This is a genomic window from Streptomyces mutabilis (assembly GCF_014649815.1).
Classification (GTDB): Bacteria; Actinomycetota; Actinomycetes; order Streptomycetales; family Streptomycetaceae; genus Streptomyces; species Streptomyces mutabilis.
This window is the reverse complement of record NZ_BMTT01000020.1, coordinates 49,500-65,292: the sequence shown is the minus strand read 5'-3', so window position 1 is coordinate 65,292 and position 15,793 is coordinate 49,500. Positions and strand designations below refer to the sequence as shown.

Here is a 15,793-nt window from a genome sequence, read left to right as displayed (position 1 = left end):
CTCGTAGTCGGCTGTCACCCGACTGCCGAAGATCATGATCATGTAGGAGACACGAGAACCGTGACGGACATCGTCGACGAGCTGCAGTGGCGTGGGCTGTTCGCCCAGTCCACCGATGAGGATGCATTGCGCAAGGCTCTCGCGGACGGTCCCGTCACGTTCTATTGCGGTTTCGACCCGACCGCGCCGTCCCTGCACGTCGGGCACCTCGTGCAGGTGCTCACCGTGCGCCGGCTCCAGCAGGCCGGTCACCGGCCGCTGGCGCTGGTCGGCGGCGCGACGGGCCAGATCGGCGACCCGCGTCCCACCGCCGAGCGCACGCTGAACTCGCCGGAGACCGTCGCCGGCTGGGTCGAGAGGCTGCGCGGCCAGATCGAGCCGTTCCTTTCCTTCGAGGGCGACAACGCGGCCCTGATGGTCAACAACCTCGACTGGACCGAGGGCCTGTCCGCGATCGAGTTCCTGCGGGACATCGGCAAGCACTTCCGGGTCAACAAGATGCTGACCAAGGACTCCGTAGCCCGCCGCCTGGAGTCCTCCGAGGGGATCAGCTACACGGAGTTCAGCTACCAGCTTCTCCAGGCCATGGACTTCCTCCAGCTCTACCGGAGGTACGGCTGCACGCTCCAGGGCGGCGGCAGCGACCAGTGGGGCAACCTCACGGCCGGCCTCGACCTGCTGCACCGTCTGGAGCCGGACGCCACCGTCCACGCCTACGCGACGCCGCTGATGACCAAGGCGGACGGGACCAAGTTCGGCAAGACCGAGGGCGGCGCCGTCTGGCTCGACCCGGAGATGACCACGCCGTACGCGTTCTACCAGTTCTGGCTGAACGCGGACGACCGGGACATCTCGAAGTACATGCGCATCCTGTCCTTCCGCTCCCGCGAGGAGCTGGAGGAGCTGGAGCGGCAGACCGAGGAGCGTCCGCAGGCCCGGGCCGCGCAGCGCGCGCTGGCCGAGGAGCTGACGACGCTGGTGCACGGCGCCGACCAGACGGCCGCCGTGATCGCCGCGTCCAAGGCGCTTTTCGGCCAGGGCGACCTGGCGGAGCTCGACGAGCGGACGCTGGCCGCGGCCCTCTCCGAGCTGCCGCGTGTCCAGGTCGCCGGGCCGGCTCCGGTCGTCGACCTGTTCGCCGAGGTCGGTCTGGTCGCCAGCAAGTCCGCCGCGCGCCGCACGGTGAAGGAGGGCGGCGCCTACGTGAACAACAGCAAGGTCGTCGGCGAGGACGCCGTCCCCGCCCGGGAGGACCTGCTGCACGGGCGCTGGCTGGTGCTGCGCCGCGGCAAGAAGAATCTGGCCGCGGTGGAGGTCACCGGCGCCTGAGGGCACGCGACAGGGGCGGCCTCCGGTGCCGTGCGGCTGCCGGAGACCGCCCCTCGCCGTACTGGTCGCCGCCCGGGTCCCGCCGTACGGGTTTGCGCGGGTCAGGCCCGTTCGCGCCGCTTGTTGCCCCGCACCGCCATGTAGATCGCGTCGCCGACGGCGACGATGACGAGCGCGGACACCAGCTGGAACACGTGCCGCCACCAGTCGATGCCGGAGGTCGCGTCCACGCCGGCCGCCCGGGCGATCGCGTTGCCGGCGATGGCGCCCAGCATGCCGAAGATGGTGATCAGCCACAGGGGACTGTGCTGCTTCCCGGGAATGATCGCCTTGGCGATCAGACCGAGCACGAATCCGACGATGATCGCCCACAACCAGCCCATGGCTGCCTCCTCATTCGGCTTTAAGCGAGCAGTACCGCCAGTTTTCGGCCGTACCGCGTACGGCGCATGGCGGGTACGGCCGAATGGGGTACCGCGCTGCGCGGTGCGGCGCAGGCCCCGCGGGCTGACCGGAGGGTGCCCCGGTCTCGTGGGCGGCGCAGGCGCGGCGTAACGTGGAGAGTTGTCCGGGACCGGAGTCCCCGTACGGCCACGGACGGGAGCGCGGCGGGGAGAGTCCGATGCGGGCGGATGGTGGAACAAGATGCGGAAGCAGAGTATCGGCGGCAAGGCCGAGGTTTTCCGGATCACCGGGGCCCGGACGGGCCTCCAGGAGGATGTGCGCGGCCGGCAGCGCCGCTACGTCATCTCGATGTCGATCCGTACCCTGTCGGTGGTTCTCGCGGCCTGCCTGTGGAACGTGGAACGGCACGTGGCGATCGTGGCCCTGGTCCTCGGCGCAGTCCTGCCGTACATCGCCGTGGTGATCGCGAACGCCGGACGCGAGAACGCGCCATCGTTGCCCTCGACGTTCGTGACGATGCCGACGGCTCCGATGATCACGCCGCCGCGCGCCGACGGCGGCCCGGCGGAATCCGACCCGGAGGACACTGCTTCCGAAGCGGCGCGGGACCGGGCCGGTGAGCCGCACGCCCGGTCGTGACCGGGGACGCTCGGCGGGGCGGACGTCGATTCCTCGCCAGGCCGAAGAAATGCTCAGATGAATCATGTGGTTCCGGTGCCGGGCGACGGGCGACCCGTGACATACTTCGTACGCGCTCCGCATCCCCCGTCGGAGCGACGGACCGACGCCGGGCAGCTCCCCCCGTGGCTGCTCGGCGTCGCCTTGTGTGTGGACCTGTGAGACGAACCTGTGAGTGACGAGACCGCCCCCATCTGCTCGGCCAAGGGCTGCCGCACCGCCGCCGTGTGGGTGCTGGCGTGGAACAACCCGAAGATCCACACGCCGCAGCGGCGCAAGACGTGGATCGCGTGCGACGAGCACCGGGAGCACCTGTCGCAGTTCCTCGGGGCGCGGGGCTTCCTGAAGGACGTGGTCCCGCTGGACGAGTGGGAAGCCCCCGCCGGCTCCTAGGCGGTGCCCTATCCCCCGATCGCCGACATCGGCCGGTCGGGCTGTACGAAGGTCGGGTCGTCGAGGCCGGCGCCGGCCTTCTTGCCCCACATGGCCAGCCGCCAGATGCGGGCGATCTCCTCGTCGGGGGCGCCGGAGCGCAGGGCGCCCCGCAGGTCGGTCTCCTCGGTGGCGAACAGGCAGGTGCGCACCTGGCCGTCGGCGGTCAGGCGGGTGCGGTCGCAGGCCGCGCAGAACGGTCGGGTGACGGAGGCGATGACGCCGACGCGGTGCGGGCCGCCGTCGACGAGCCAGCGCTCGGCGGGGGCCGAGCCGCGCTCCTCGGAGCCCTCGGCGGTCAGCTCGAAGCGGGTGCGCAGGGCGGCCAGGATGTCACCGGCGGTGACCATGCCCTCGCGCTTCCAGCCGTGCTGGGCGTCCAGGGGCATCTGCTCGATGAAGCGCAGCTCGTAGTCGTGCTCGACGGCCCAGGCCAGCAGGTCGGGGGCCTCGTCGTCGTTGAGCCCCGGCATCAGGACCGAGTTGACCTTGACCGGGGTCAGACCGGCCTCGCGGGCCGCTTGCAGGCCCTCCAGGACGTCCTTGTGACGGTCCCGGCGAGTGAGGGTCTTGAAGACGTCCGGGCGCAGGGTGTCCAGCGAGACGTTGACCCGGTCCAGGCCCGCGGCGCTCAGGGCCGTCGCCGTGCGCCTGAGGCCGATGCCGTTGGTGGTGAGGGACATCCGGGGACGCGGCTCCAGGGCGGCGACACGCTCGACGATGCCGACGAGACCGGGGCGCAGCAGGGGCTCGCCGCCGGTGAAGCGGACCTCCTCGATACCGAGGGAGGTGACCGCGATGTCGATGAGGCGGACGATCTCGTCGTCCGTGAGCAGGTCGGGCTTGGCCAGCCACTGGAGGCCCTCTTCGGGCATGCAGTAGGTGCAGCGCAGATTGCAGCGGTCGGTCAGCGAGACCCTCAGATCGGTGGCCACTCGGCCGTAGGTGTCGATGAGCACGTGGGCCCCCTCCCTCGACGCGGATCGGCGGAGCACTTCTCTCCTCCGACACCTGCGAGCCTACGTGACGCGTCCGACATCGACAGCGGGCCGACCCTAGGGCGTACGGCGCGGCCCCGTCGTGAGGATCTACGACGGGGCCGCGCGCGGGGTGGGATCAGTGGGCGCCGGTGCCGGTCAGGGACCGGACCTCCAGCTCCGCGTACTTCGCCTTGTCGGGCTCCTCCTTCGACAGGACCGTGCCGAGCCAGCCCATGAAGAAGCCGAACGGGATGGAGATGATGCCCGGGTTCCTCAGGGGGAACCAGGCGAAGTCCACGTCGGGGAACATCGCCTTCGGGTCGCCGGAGACCACGGGTGAGAACAGCACCAGGCCGACGGCGACGAGCAGACCGCCGTAGATCGACCACAGGGCTCCCTGGGTGGTGAACCGCTTCCAGAAGAGGCTGTAGAGGATGGTCGGCAGGTTCGCGGACGCGGCCACCGCGAAGGCCAGGGCGACCAGGCCGGCCACGTTCAGGTCGCGGGCGAGGGCGCCGAGCGCGATGGAGACGATGCCGATGAAGACGGTCGCCCAGCGGGCCGCGCGCATCTCCTCCTTCTCGGTGGCCTGGCCCTTGCGGATGACGTTGGCGTAGATGTCGTGCGCGAAGGACGAGGACGAGGCGAGGGTGAGACCGGCGACCACGGCGAGGATGGTCGCGAAGGCCACCGCCGAGATCGTCGCGAGGAGGATCGCGCCCCAGGCCGAGTCGACGCCGCCCACGTGCAGGGCGAGCAGCGGCGCGGCGGTGTTGCCGGACGCGTTGGACTCGGTGATCTCCTTCGGTCCGACGAGTGCGGCGGCACCGAAGCCGAGCGCGATGGTCATGAGGTAGAAGGCGCCGATGATGCCGATCGCCCAGTTCACGGACTTACGGGCGGCCTTGGCGTTGGGCACCGTGTAGAAGCGGATCAGGATGTGCGGCAGGCCGGCCGTGCCCAGCACCAGGGCGATGCCGAGGGAGATGAAGTCCAGCTTGGTGGTGCCGTCGGTGCCGTACTGGAGGCCGGGCTCCAGGAAGGCGGCGCCGTGCCCGCTCTTCTCGGCTGCGGTGCCCAGCAGGTCGGAGATGTTGAAGTCGAACTTCAGCAGCACCAGGAACGTGATCAGTATGGTGCCGCCGATCAGCAGAACGGCCTTGACCATCTGGACCCAGGTGGTGCCCTTCATGCCGCCGATGGAGACGTACACGATCATCAGGATGCCGACGAGGGCGACGATGAGGATCTTGCCGGCGTCGGAGGTGATGCCGAGCAGCAGGGAGACGAGGATGCCGGCGCCCGCCATCTGGGCCAGCAGGTAGAAGATCGACACGACGATCGTGGACGTGCCGGCGGCGGTGCGCACGGGGCGCTGGCGCATGCGGTAGGCGAGGACGTCGCCCATCGTGTAGCGGCCGGAGTTCCTGAGCGGCTCGGCGACCAGGAGCAGGGCGACCAGCCAGGCGACCAGGAAGCCGATGGAGTACAGGAAGCCGTCGTAGCCGAAGAGGGCGATGGCGCCGGCGATGCCGAGGAAGGACGCGGCGGACATGTAGTCGCCGGAGACGGCGAGTCCGTTCTGGAAGGCGCTGAAGGACCGGCCGCCCGCGTAGAAGTCGGCGGCGTCCTTGGTCTGGCGGCCGGCCCAGACGGTGATGCCTAGCGTGGCGAGGACGAAGACGGCGAAGAGGGTGATGATCAGCGGGCGGTGCTCGCTGGCCTCGTTGGCGGCGAGCTCGGCGGCGAGAACGGTCTGTGCGGGGCTCATGCGCCGCCCTCCATCCGGGACTTGATGGCCTCGGCCTTGGGGTCGAGCTTCGCGGCGGCGTGCCGCGAGTACCACCAGGCGATGAGGAACGTGGTGACGAACTGGGCGATGCCGAAGACGAAGGCGACGTTGATGTTGCCGAACAGCTCGGTGCCCATGAAGCCGCCGGCGTAGTTCGACAGCAGCACGTACAGCAGGTACCAGGCGACGAACGCGATCGTCAGCGGGAAGGCGAAGGAGCGGAAGGAGCGGCGCAGTTCGGCGAACTCAGCGCTCTGCTGCACTTCGGAGAACTCCTCGGGTGACGGAAGATGGCGTTCCTCTTTCGAGGGGGGCGGTGCGTCGGTTGCCACGGAGTCTCCTCGTACGACGGACATGACGGCTCGGACCTCGGTGTTCTCACGGGGGCCTGATCGTGCTCTGGCTCCCTGTCCAACGACACGGCGCTCCACCGGCACCGGTTCAACCCGCGCCGCACTTTCCGAAGTCACCCGTCGCGGGTCATTGCTGGCCGGCGACCGCGAGGGATAGCTTCACCCTGCACCGCTCCGTCATGTACCTGCCCGGGCACCACCCGCGTCTCGGGCCGGCCTCGTTCCCGGATGATGTGGAGACCCCATGGATCATCTGCGTTCCCCGCGCCCCTCGCGGTCGTCGCGTTCCAGACGACGGCTCGCTCTGGCCGTGCCGGTCGTGCTGTCGCTCACCGCGTCGCTCGGCTTCCTGCCGGCGGCCGCCTCGGCCGCCCCGGGTGCGGACACCGCCCAGGAGGCCGCCCGGACCGCCGGGGCCTCGGACGCGCCCGACCTCGCGTACGTGGTCAACACGCGGACGGACCACCGCACGATCGCGTCGGTGCAGCGGGCGATAGCCGAGGCCGACGGCCGCGTCGTCGCCACGTACCGGAAGATAGGCGTGATCGTCGTCCACTCGGCCGACCCGGACTTCGGCGAGGAGATACGCACGGTCCGCGGGGTGCAGTCCGCGGGCGCGACCCGCACCGCGCCGCTGACCGCCGCCGGGACGACCGACCAGGGCGCCGCCGAGATGCTCACCGACGAGCAGGCCGCGCGGACCGCGAAGGCGTCCGAGGCCGCCGGGGCGAGCGAGCCCCTGGAAGCGGACCAGTGGGACCTGCGCGCGATAGGCGCCGACAAGGCCGCGAAGATCAACCCGGGCAGCTCCCGGGTCACCGTCGCCGTGATCGACACCGGCGTCGACGACACCCACCCCGACCTCGCCCCGAACTTCTCCGCCGCCCAGTCCGCCAACTGCGTGGGCGGCAAGGCCGACACCAGTGAGGGCGCCTGGCGGCCGTACACCGCCGACGACTACCACGGCACCCACGTGGCCGGTGAGATAGCCGCCGCCCGCAACGGCATCGGTGTCGCCGGTGTCGCACCGGGCGTGAAGGTCTCCAGCATCAAGGTGAGCGACCCGGACAACGGCCTCTTCTACCCCGAGAACGTCGTCTGCGCCTTCATGTTCGCCGCCGACCACGGCGTGGAGATCACCAACAACAGCTACTACGTGGACCCCTGGCTGTACAACTGCATGGACGACCCGGACCAGCGCGCGATCGTCGACGCGGTCAACCGGGCCCAGCTGTACGCCCAGCACAAGGGCACCCTGCACCTGGCCTCCGCCGGCAACTCCAACCACGACCTGGACTCCGACGCCGTCGTCGACGACTCCAGCCCCGACGACTCCACGCCGGTGACGCGGACCATCGACCCGCACGAGTGCTTCGACGTGCCGACCCAGCTGCCCGGCATCGTCACCGTCAGCGCCACCGGCGTCGACAAGGAGAAGTCCTACTACTCCTCGTACGGCGAGGGCGTCGTCGACGTCGCGGCGCCGGGCGGCGACGGGCGCTACCAGATCCCGGACACGCCCTCGAAGAACGGCCGCATCCTGTCGACCATGCCGAACAACGAGTACGCCTGGCTCCAGGGCACCTCGATGGCCTCCCCGCACGCCGCGGGCGTCGCCGCGCTGCTGAAGTCGGAGCACCCCTGGGCGTCCCCGGCGCAGCTCCAGCGACTGCTGAAGGCCCAGACGGACAACCCCGGCTGCCCGGCCTCATACGACCAGGACGGCGACGGCGCGCAGGACGCGGTCTGCGAGGGCGGCGAGCGTGTCAACGGCTTCTACGGCTTCGGCATCGTCGACGCGCTGCGCGCGGTGAAGTGACCCGCCCGCGCCCACCCCTCGTCCCGGCCCACACGCCTCCCTTCCACCGTCACGCACCGGTTGCACGAACGAACTGGAGACACCGCACATGACAGCTCCCCACCCGCGTCACCGCCGTGCCCTCGCGATCCCGGCCGGCATGGCCATGGCCGCGTCGCTGGCGTTCCTGCCGGGCGCCCCGGCCTCCGCCGCCGAGGCCGCTCCCACGCTCTCGGCGGACTCGTCGTCCTCGATGAGCTACGTCGTCAACGTCCGCGCCGGGCACGGCCCTTCGGCACACGTGAAGCGGGAGATAACCAAGGCCGGCGGCACGATCGTGACGTCGTACGACCGGATCGGCGTGGTCGTCGTCCACTCCGCGAACCCGGACTTCGCCAAGACCGTCCGCAAGGTGCGCGGCGTGCAGTCGGCCGGCGCCACCCGCACCGCGCCGCTGCCGTCGGCCGCCACCACCGACACCGGTGCGCCGAAGGTGCTCAGTGGCCAGGAGATCGCCGCCGCCGAGGCCGCCGAGGGCCAGGACCCGCTGCAGGGACTCCAGTGGGACCTGCCCGCCATCAAGGCGGACAAGGCGCACGAGAAGTCGCTGGGCAGCGAGAAGGTGACCGTCGCGGTCATCGACACGGGCGTGGACGACACCCACCCGGACATCGCCCCGAACTTCGACCGGGACGCCTCCGTCAACTGCGTCTCCGGCAAGCCGGACACCACCGACGGCGCCTGGCGGCCGAGCGCGGCGGAGAGCCCGCACGGCACCCACGTGGCCGGGGAGATCGCCGCCGCCAAGAACGGCGTCGGCATGACCGGCGTGGCACCCGGGGTGAAGGTCTCCGGCATCAAGGTGTCCAACCCCGACGGCTTCTTCTACACCGAGGCCGTGGTCTGCGGCTTCATGTGGGCGGCCGAGCACGACGTGGACGTGACCAACAACAGCTATTACACCGACCCCTGGTACTTCAACTGCAAGAACGACCCGGACCAGAAGGCGCTCGTCGAGGCCGTCACCCGGGCCTCGCGGTACGCGGAGAAGAAGGGCGCGGTCAACGTCGCCGCGGCCGGCAACGAGAACTACGACCTCTCCTCCGACGAGATCACCGACCCGTCCTCCCCGAACGACACCGCGCCCGGCGACCGTGTCGTCGACCCGTCCGAGTGCCTGGACATCCCGACCCAGCTGCCGGGCGTCGTGACGGTCGCCTCGACCGGCGCCAAGGGCCTCAAGTCGTCCTTCTCCAACCACGGTCTGGGCGTCGTCGACATCGCCGCGCCCGGCGGCGACTCGACGGCCTACCAGAAGCCCGAGCCGCCCGCCACCAGCGGACTGATCCTGGGCACGCTGCCCGGCGGCAAGTGGGGCTACATGGCCGGTACGTCGATGGCCTCGCCGCACGTCGCGGGCGTGGCCGCCCTGATCAAGTCGACGCACCCGCACGCCTCCCCGGCCATGGTCAAGGCCCTGCTGTACGCCCAGGCCGACGCCACCGCGTGCACCAAGCCGTACGACATCGACGGCGACGGCAAGGTCGACGCAGTGTGCGAGGGCTCGAAGAACCGCAACGGCTTCTACGGCTGGGGCATGGCGGACGCGCTGGACGCGGTGACCCGGTAACCGGCGTCCCGGTGGCCACGACGGTCACCACGCGCGCGTGAGGCGGGCCGGGGGTTCTCTCCCGGCCCGCCTCGTGCGTGCGGCGAGGTCCCCGCGCCCCCTGAGCATCCGACCGGCAGGGGACGGACGCCGCACGGTGAGTGTGACGCCTCACTCACCCGCTTCCGGCGATCCCCGAACCGTACGGCGGCCGAAAACGTCCTCATGTACGGAATGCCGGACCGCCAGTTGTTCTCCGGAACTTGCCCGGATCTGGGGAGCTGGTGAAGATCTCGAGGTGACCTTGACAAGACCCCCGTCCCGGACCACCGGCACCGGACGGCACGCGCGGCCCTCCGGCGCCGGCCGGGCCGCGGCCGTGCTCGTGCTGGTGGTGCTGGCCGCGCTGATACCCGTCCTCGGCCCGTCCCCCGCCCTGCACGGCACCGGGGAGGCCGAGGCACCCGGCACCGGCGGCATAGCCCTGCTGCGCACGGTGCTCTTCGCCGCGCTGAGCGTCTCGCTCGGCGAACTCTTCGTGAACCGGCTCGCCAAGTCGCTCCCCGGCGCTCCCCCGGAACGCCCCCGCACCTGGTCCGCCTACGCGAGCGCCGTCGGCTTCGTCGCCGCGCTGGGCCTGGCGTCGGTGGTGGCAACGGGCAATCTGGTGCCGGACAGCGTCGCCGACATCGACGTCGGCGGCCTCTACTCGTCCCGCGACGGCAAACTCGCGCTCCTGGAGGTCAACGCGTTCCTCGCGGCCGGCCTGTGCGCCACCTCCCGCCGGCCGGGCCTCCAGGTCTGGCCGCTGGCCGCGGTGATCGTCGCGGAGGCGCTGCGCGCGCACCCCACGACCGAGTACAGCCCGCTGCTCGGGTCGGGCCTGACCCTCGTCCACCTGACGTGCGCCTCGCTGTGGGTGGGCGGCCTGCTGTACGCGCTGCGGACCCTGCGCGCCTGGCGGGACGCCGAGGCCGGCCCGGCCCTGCTGGGGCTCTACGCGCGCGTGGCGGCCGTGCTGCTCGCCGCCATCACGGCGACCGGCGTGTGCAGTTCGCTGCGCCGGATGCCGCCGGGCACGATCGTGGACCAGCTGACGGACACGGCGTACGGACGGGTCCTGCTCGCCAAGGTGATCCTCATGGTCGCCGTAACCGCTCTCGCCCTGTGGGCCAGGGTCCGGCTGAGCCGTGCGGCCGACCCGCTGACCGCCTGCTCCCCCGCGCGCGCGGAGGTCGCCGTCCTCGGTGTCGTGGTCGCGGTGTCCGGACTGCTGACGGCCCTTCCGGTACCGATCCGGTGGTGAGCCCCACAACTTCCGCTCCGGGCCGGTCGCTTGACGGAGGGACCGTTCCGCCGCGGCGCCGCGCGGCACCTGCCTGACCCGAGTGTCGGTCGCGGCCCGTATCCTCATGGACCATGCTCGAAGACCGTACGACCGCAGCGCCGTCCGCCACGGCGTGGCCGACCGCGTATCCGCAGGGATACGCGGTCGTCGACGTGGAGACCACCGGCCTGGCCCGCGACGACCGCATCATCTCCGCGGCCGTCTACCGTCTGGACGCCCGCGGCGAGGTCGAGGACCACTGGTACACCCTGGTCAATCCGGAGCGGGACCCGGGCCCGGTGTGGATACACGGTCTGACTAGCGAGGTGCTCCGGGGCGCGCCCCTCTTCCCGGACGTCGCCGAGGAGTTCGCGGCCCGCCTCGACGGACGGGTGCTCGTGGCGCACAACGCCGTCTTCGACTGGCAGATGATCGCCCGCGAGTACGCCCGCGCCGAGCGTGCGGCGCCGGTGCGGCAGCGGCTGTGCACCATCGCGCTCTCCAAGGCGCTGGACCTCCCGCTGCCCAACCACAAGCTGGAGTCGCTGGCCGCCCACTTCGGAGTCGTGCAGCAGCGGGCGCACCACGCGCTGGACGACGCGCGGGTGCTGGCGGAGGTGTTCCGGCCGAGCCTGCTCGCCGCGGCGGCGGGCGGTCTGCGGCTGCCGCTGCACGAGTGCCGGCCGCTGACCGAGTGGTCGGACGCGCCCGCCCCCCGGATCGGACAGCAGGCCGGTTACGGCGGCTACCGGCCGTCCAGTTGGCGCCCCTCCCGCCGGAGGCCCGCTTGCCCGTATCCCAACCCGGGCCGTTACGTAGAGGGCAAGAGACTCAAGCAGGGCATGCGGGTCGCCTTCTCGGGTGACACCTCGGTCGAGCGGGACCTGCTGGAGGACCGCGCGACCGAGGCCGGCCTGCACGTGGCCACCAGCCTGTCCCGGCTGACCAGCCTCCTGGTCACCAACGACCCGGACTCGGGCACGTCCAAAGTGGTCAAGGCCCGCCAGTACGGCACGCCGGTGGTGGACGAGGCGGCCTTCGGGCAGCTCCTGCGGGACGTCGAGCCCGCGGACGCCGAGCCGTGAGCCGGTCCGTGCGGGAACGGAGGACGAGCCGTACGGACGGGTGATTCCGGGCGACTCGCCCGGCGCCCGCTCGCCCGCGTCGCGGTGACGGCTCACCCTGTGGCGCATGGCGACATGTGAAGTCTGCGGCAACAACTACGGAATGACCTTCGAGGTCCACGCCCAGGGAGCGGTGCACGTCTTCGACTGCTTCTCCTGCGCGATCCACCGGATGGCCCCCATCTGCGAGCACTGCCGGGTGCAGATCATCGGCCAGGGCGTCGAGGTCGAGGGCCACTGGTACTGCGGCGCCCACTGCGCCCGCGCGGAGGGGAGGGCGGGGATCGTCGACAAGGTCTGAGCGGTTCGCGTGACCGCCCGGCGAACGGCTTGCTGACATCCACGCCGCGGCATGGGTGTCGAACGTGCCTCCCGCCGACGCGGGAATGGTCCGCGGTAGACCCCCCGGCGCTACAAGCCGGTGGTGTGCTCCCCGCCGACGCGGGGCCATGGCCCTCGCGGGGACCTCCCCGCGAGGGCCGATCGCGGTCAAGGTACCGTCGATGCGTGTACCGCTTCCTCCTGTCCCGCCAGTGGGTGATCCTCACGCTGGTCGCCGTGCTGCTCATCCCCACGATGATCCGGCTGGGCCTCTGGCAGATGCACCGCTACGAGGAACGCACCGCCCGGAACGACCTGGTCGCGCGGGCGCTCGACGCGGCGCCGGTGCCCGCTCAGTCGCTGACCGCTCCCGGGAAGAAGATCACCACGCGTGAGCGGTACCGCACCGTCACCGCGAAGGGGCACTTCGACACGGACCGGGAGGTCGTCGTCCGCCGCCGCACCGACTCCGACGACAACATCGGCTACCACGTACTGACCCCTTTCGTGCTGAACGACGGCAAGGTCCTGCTGGTCAACCGGGGCTGGATCCCCGCGGACGGCCCGAGCCAGACCGCGTTCCCCGAGGTCCCCGCGCCGCCCCGGGGAGAGATCACCGTCACCGGGCGACTCATGCCCGACGAGACGACCGAAGCGAGCGGCATCAAGGACCTCGAGGGACTGCCGGACCGGCAGATCATGCTCATCAACAGTGAGCAGCAGGCCGAGCGCCTGGACGCCCCGGTCCTCGGCGGATACGTCGTCCTGATCGAGCCGGAGCCGAAGGGCGACACCCCGGAGCGGATCGGCAGGCCCGGCAACGAGGACGCCGCGCTGAACTTCGCGTACGCCGTCCAGTGGTGGCTGTTCGCCGCCGCCGTACCGGTCGGCTGGTGGTTCCTGGTCCGCCGCGAGAAGCGCGATCGTGAGGCCGCCGAGGACGTGGAGCCGGCGCAGCCGGAACCCGCGGCGGTGTAGCCGCCCGGCGGAGCGCGCGAACGGATCCGATTGCTCCGCTCCTCGTCGGGAAGACGGAATCCCGTGCACCCCCGCATCGAGGACTACGCGCTCATCGGCGACGAGCAGACCGCGGCCCTGGTCGGCACGGACGGCTCCGTGGACTGGCTCTGTCTGCCCCGCTTCGACTCCGCCGCCTGCTTCGCCAAGCTGCTCGGCGACGAGGACAACGGCCACTGGCGTATCGCCCCCGAGGGGGCGGAGCGCTGCACCCGGCGCGCCTACCGGCCGGACACCCTGGTCCTGGACACCGAGTGGGAGACCGAGGACGGCGCCGTACGGGTCACCGACTTCATGCCCCAGCGCGACCGCGCCCCCGACCTCGTACGCGTCGTGGAGGGCCTGCGCGGCGAGGTCACCGTGCACAGCGTGCTGCGGCTGCGCTTCGACTACGGCTCGGTCGTGCCCTGGATGCGCCGGGCCGACGGCCACCGGGTGGCGGTCGCCGGGCCGGACTCGGCGTGGCTGCGCAGCGAACCGGAGGTGCGCAGCTGGGGCAAGGACTTCGGGACCCACGCGGAGTTCACGGTCGCCGAGGGCGAGAAGGTCGCGTTCGTCCTCACCTGGCACCCCTCGCACGAATTCCGCCCCGCACTGGTCGACCCGTTCATCGCCCTGGAGCACAGCATCGAGGACTGGAGGGCCTGGGCCGCGCACTGCCGCTACGACGGTCCGTACCGGGACGCCGTCGTCCGCTCGCTGATCACCCTCAAGGCGCTCACCTACAAGCCCACCGGCGGCATCGTGGCCGCGCCGACCACCTCGCTGCCCGAGGAGCCGGGCGGCGTACGCAACTGGGACTACCGTTTCTGCTGGCTGCGGGACTCCACCCTCACCCTGGGCGCCCTGCTGTCGGCCGGGTACCTGGAGGAGGCCGAGGCCTGGCGCGACTGGCTGCTGCGCGCGGTCGCGGGGAACCCGGCGGACCTGCAGATCATGTACGGCCTGGCGGGTGAGCGGCGGCTGCCGGAGTTCGAGCTGCCGTGGCTGTCCGGCTTCGCCGAGTCCACGCCCGTACGGGTCGGCAACGACGCCGTGAACCAGCTCCAGCTGGACGTGTACGGCGAGGTCATGGACTCCCTGTCGCTGGCCCGGCTGGCGGGCATGCCCCCGCAGCCGCAGATGTGGGAGCTGCAGTGCGCGCTGATGGACTTCCTGGCCACGGCGTGGCGCGAGCCCGACGAGGGGCTGTGGGAGGTGCGCGGCGGGCGCCGGCAGTTCGTGCACTCGAAGGTGATGACGTGGGTGGCGCTGGACCGGGCCGTGCGCACGCTGGAGGAGCACCCGGAACTGAGCGGCGGTGATCCGGACGGCTGGCGCGAGCTGCGTGACGAGGTGCACCGGGAGGTGTGCGCGAAAGGCTACGACCCGGAGCGCAACACCTTCACCCAGTCCTACGGCTCCCGGGAGCTGGACGCCTCGCTGCTGCTCATCCCGCGCGTGGGGTTCCTGCCGCCGGACGACCCCCGGGTCGTCGGGACGGTCGACGCGATCGGCACGGAGCTGACCCGGGACGGCCTCGTGCGCCGGTACAGCACCGAGGGGGAACCCGTCGACGGGCTGCCGGGCGGCGAGGGGACCTTCCTGGTGTGCTCCTTCTGGTACGCGGACGCGCTGCACGCCGCCGGTCGCGCGAAGGAGGCCCGGGAGCTGTTCGAACGGCTGGTGGGGCTCGCCAACGACGTGGGACTGCTGGCCGAGGAGTACGACCCGGTGGCCGGCCGCCAGCTCGGCAACTTCCCGCAGGCCTTCAGCCACATCGGCCTGGTGAACACGGCCCTCGCGCTGTTCGGGGGCGAGCGGGCAGGATAGGGGCATGGATCTTGGACTGAAGGACCGGGTGTACGTCGTCACGGGAGCCACCCGGGGGCTGGGCAACGCCGCCGCGCGCGAGCTGGTCGCCGACGGTGCGAAGGTGGTCCTCACGGGGCGGGACGAGAAGACGGCCGTGGAGGCGGCTGCGGCACTGGGCCCGGACGCGGTGGGAGTGGCCGCCGACAACGCCGATCCCCAGGCCGCCGACCGGCTGGTCGCCACCGCCCGTGAGCGCTTCGGCCGCTTCGACGGCGTACTGATCAGCGTGGGCGGGCCGCCGCCCGGGTTCGTCGCCGACAACACCGACGACCAGTGGCAGGCGGCTTTCGAGTCGGTGTTCCTGGGCGCGGTACGGCTGGCCCGGACGGCGGCGGCCGCACTGGAGGACGGCGGTGTCATCGGCTTCGTGCTGTCGGGCTCGGTGCACGAGCCGATCCCCGGCCTGACCATCTCCAACGGCCTGCGGCCCGGCCTGGCGGGCTTCGCCAAGTCCCTCGCCGACGAAATGGGCCCGCGCGGCATCCGCGTCGTCGGCCTGCTGCCCGGTCGCATCGACACCGACCGGGTGCGCGAGCTGGACGGCATGTCCGCCGACCCGGAGGCGACCAGGGCGGCGGCCGAGTCCCGCGTCCCGCTGCGCCGCTACGGCGCCCCGGAGGAGTTCGGCCGGGCGGCGGCGTTCCTGCTGTCCCCCGCGGCCTCGTACGTGACGGGCGTGATGCTGCCGGTGGACGGCGGGGTACGGCACGGGTTCTAGCCGCGGCGCCGTTCGGATCAGGCCGGCCCGGCTCGGCTGGATCCGAGCGACATCGC

At 71.5% G+C, this 15,793-nt stretch carries 15 protein-coding genes; 11 read left to right on the top strand and 4 right to left on the bottom strand.

Features of this window, described 5'->3' with window-relative positions; all coding sequences use genetic code 11:
* Positions 1–60: 60 nt before the first annotated feature.
* Positions 61–1,329, top strand: coding sequence for a tyrosine--tRNA ligase (gene tyrS / locus IE142_RS29505; RefSeq protein ID WP_191888566.1), 1,269 nt, complete (start codon positions 61–63; stop codon positions 1,327–1,329).
* A gap of 101 nt (positions 1,330–1,430) precedes the next feature.
* Here tyrS and IE142_RS29500 read toward each other — a convergent pair whose 3' ends face one another.
* A complete protein-coding gene (locus tag IE142_RS29500; protein WP_043374535.1) occupies positions 1,431–1,712 on the bottom strand; it encodes a GlsB/YeaQ/YmgE family stress response membrane protein in 282 nt (93 codons plus the stop codon).
* Positions 1,713–1,974: 262 nt separating this feature from the next.
* Between IE142_RS29500 and IE142_RS29495 the strand changes: the two genes are divergently transcribed.
* A complete protein-coding gene (locus tag IE142_RS29495; RefSeq protein ID WP_191888565.1) occupies positions 1,975–2,373 on the top strand; it encodes a DUF3099 domain-containing protein in 399 nt (132 codons plus the stop codon).
* A 210-nt stretch (positions 2,374–2,583) separates the two neighbouring features.
* Positions 2,584–2,805 (top strand): hypothetical protein, encoded by a 222-nt coding sequence (locus IE142_RS29490; RefSeq protein ID WP_191888564.1) that lies wholly within the window; start codon positions 2,584–2,586, stop codon positions 2,803–2,805.
* 8 nt (positions 2,806–2,813) lie between these two features.
* Here the strand turns inward: IE142_RS29490 and moaA are convergent, their stop codons facing one another.
* The 3 genes from moaA to IE142_RS29475 form a co-directional block, all read right to left on the bottom strand.
* Complete coding sequence (moaA, locus tag IE142_RS29485) at positions 2,814–3,803, bottom strand: GTP 3',8-cyclase MoaA (RefSeq protein ID WP_229830971.1); 990 nt, start codon at positions 3,801–3,803, stop codon at positions 2,814–2,816.
* Positions 3,804–3,960: 157 nt separating this feature from the next.
* Positions 3,961–5,595: a monocarboxylic acid transporter gene (locus IE142_RS29480; RefSeq protein WP_191888562.1), complete on the bottom strand. Its 1,635-nt coding sequence runs from the start codon at positions 5,593–5,595 to the stop codon at positions 3,961–3,963.
* Complete coding sequence (locus IE142_RS29475) at positions 5,592–5,948, bottom strand: DUF485 domain-containing protein (protein ID WP_029394199.1); 357 nt, start codon at positions 5,946–5,948, stop codon at positions 5,592–5,594. The genes IE142_RS29480 and IE142_RS29475 overlap by 4 nt, the downstream gene beginning before the upstream one ends.
* Positions 5,949–6,213: 265 nt before the next feature.
* On the opposite strand from IE142_RS29475, the gene IE142_RS29470 reads away from it, so the two are divergent.
* From IE142_RS29470 to IE142_RS29435, 8 genes are all read left to right on the top strand, one after another.
* Positions 6,214–7,788: a S8 family peptidase gene (locus IE142_RS29470; protein WP_191888561.1), complete on the top strand. Its 1,575-nt coding sequence runs from the start codon at positions 6,214–6,216 to the stop codon at positions 7,786–7,788.
* A gap of 88 nt (positions 7,789–7,876) precedes the next feature.
* Positions 7,877–9,397: a S8 family peptidase gene (locus tag IE142_RS29465; RefSeq protein ID WP_191888560.1), complete on the top strand. Its 1,521-nt coding sequence runs from the start codon at positions 7,877–7,879 to the stop codon at positions 9,395–9,397.
* A gap of 277 nt (positions 9,398–9,674) precedes the next feature.
* Positions 9,675–10,682, top strand: a complete 1,008-nt coding sequence (locus IE142_RS29460) for a CopD family protein (protein WP_191888559.1) — start codon at positions 9,675–9,677, stop codon at positions 10,680–10,682.
* Between the two features lie 113 nt (positions 10,683–10,795).
* On the top strand, positions 10,796–11,788 hold the full coding sequence (locus IE142_RS29455; protein ID WP_191888558.1) for a DEDDh family exonuclease: 993 nt from the start codon (positions 10,796–10,798) through the stop codon (positions 11,786–11,788).
* Between the two features lie 106 nt (positions 11,789–11,894).
* The gene (locus tag IE142_RS29450) at positions 11,895–12,128 is read left to right on the top strand and encodes a metallothionein (RefSeq protein WP_071528763.1); all 234 of its coding nucleotides are present in this window, start codon (positions 11,895–11,897) and stop codon (positions 12,126–12,128) included.
* 206 nt (positions 12,129–12,334) lie between these two features.
* A complete protein-coding gene (locus tag IE142_RS29445; protein WP_191888557.1) occupies positions 12,335–13,126 on the top strand; it encodes an SURF1 family cytochrome oxidase biogenesis protein in 792 nt (263 codons plus the stop codon).
* Positions 13,127–13,189: 63 nt separating this feature from the next.
* The gene (locus IE142_RS29440) at positions 13,190–14,977 is read left to right on the top strand and encodes a glycoside hydrolase family 15 protein (RefSeq protein ID WP_191888556.1); all 1,788 of its coding nucleotides are present in this window, start codon (positions 13,190–13,192) and stop codon (positions 14,975–14,977) included.
* A 4-nt stretch (positions 14,978–14,981) separates the two neighbouring features.
* A complete protein-coding gene (locus IE142_RS29435; protein WP_191888555.1) occupies positions 14,982–15,737 on the top strand; it encodes an SDR family oxidoreductase in 756 nt (251 codons plus the stop codon).
* Positions 15,738–15,793: the final 56 nt, after the last annotated feature.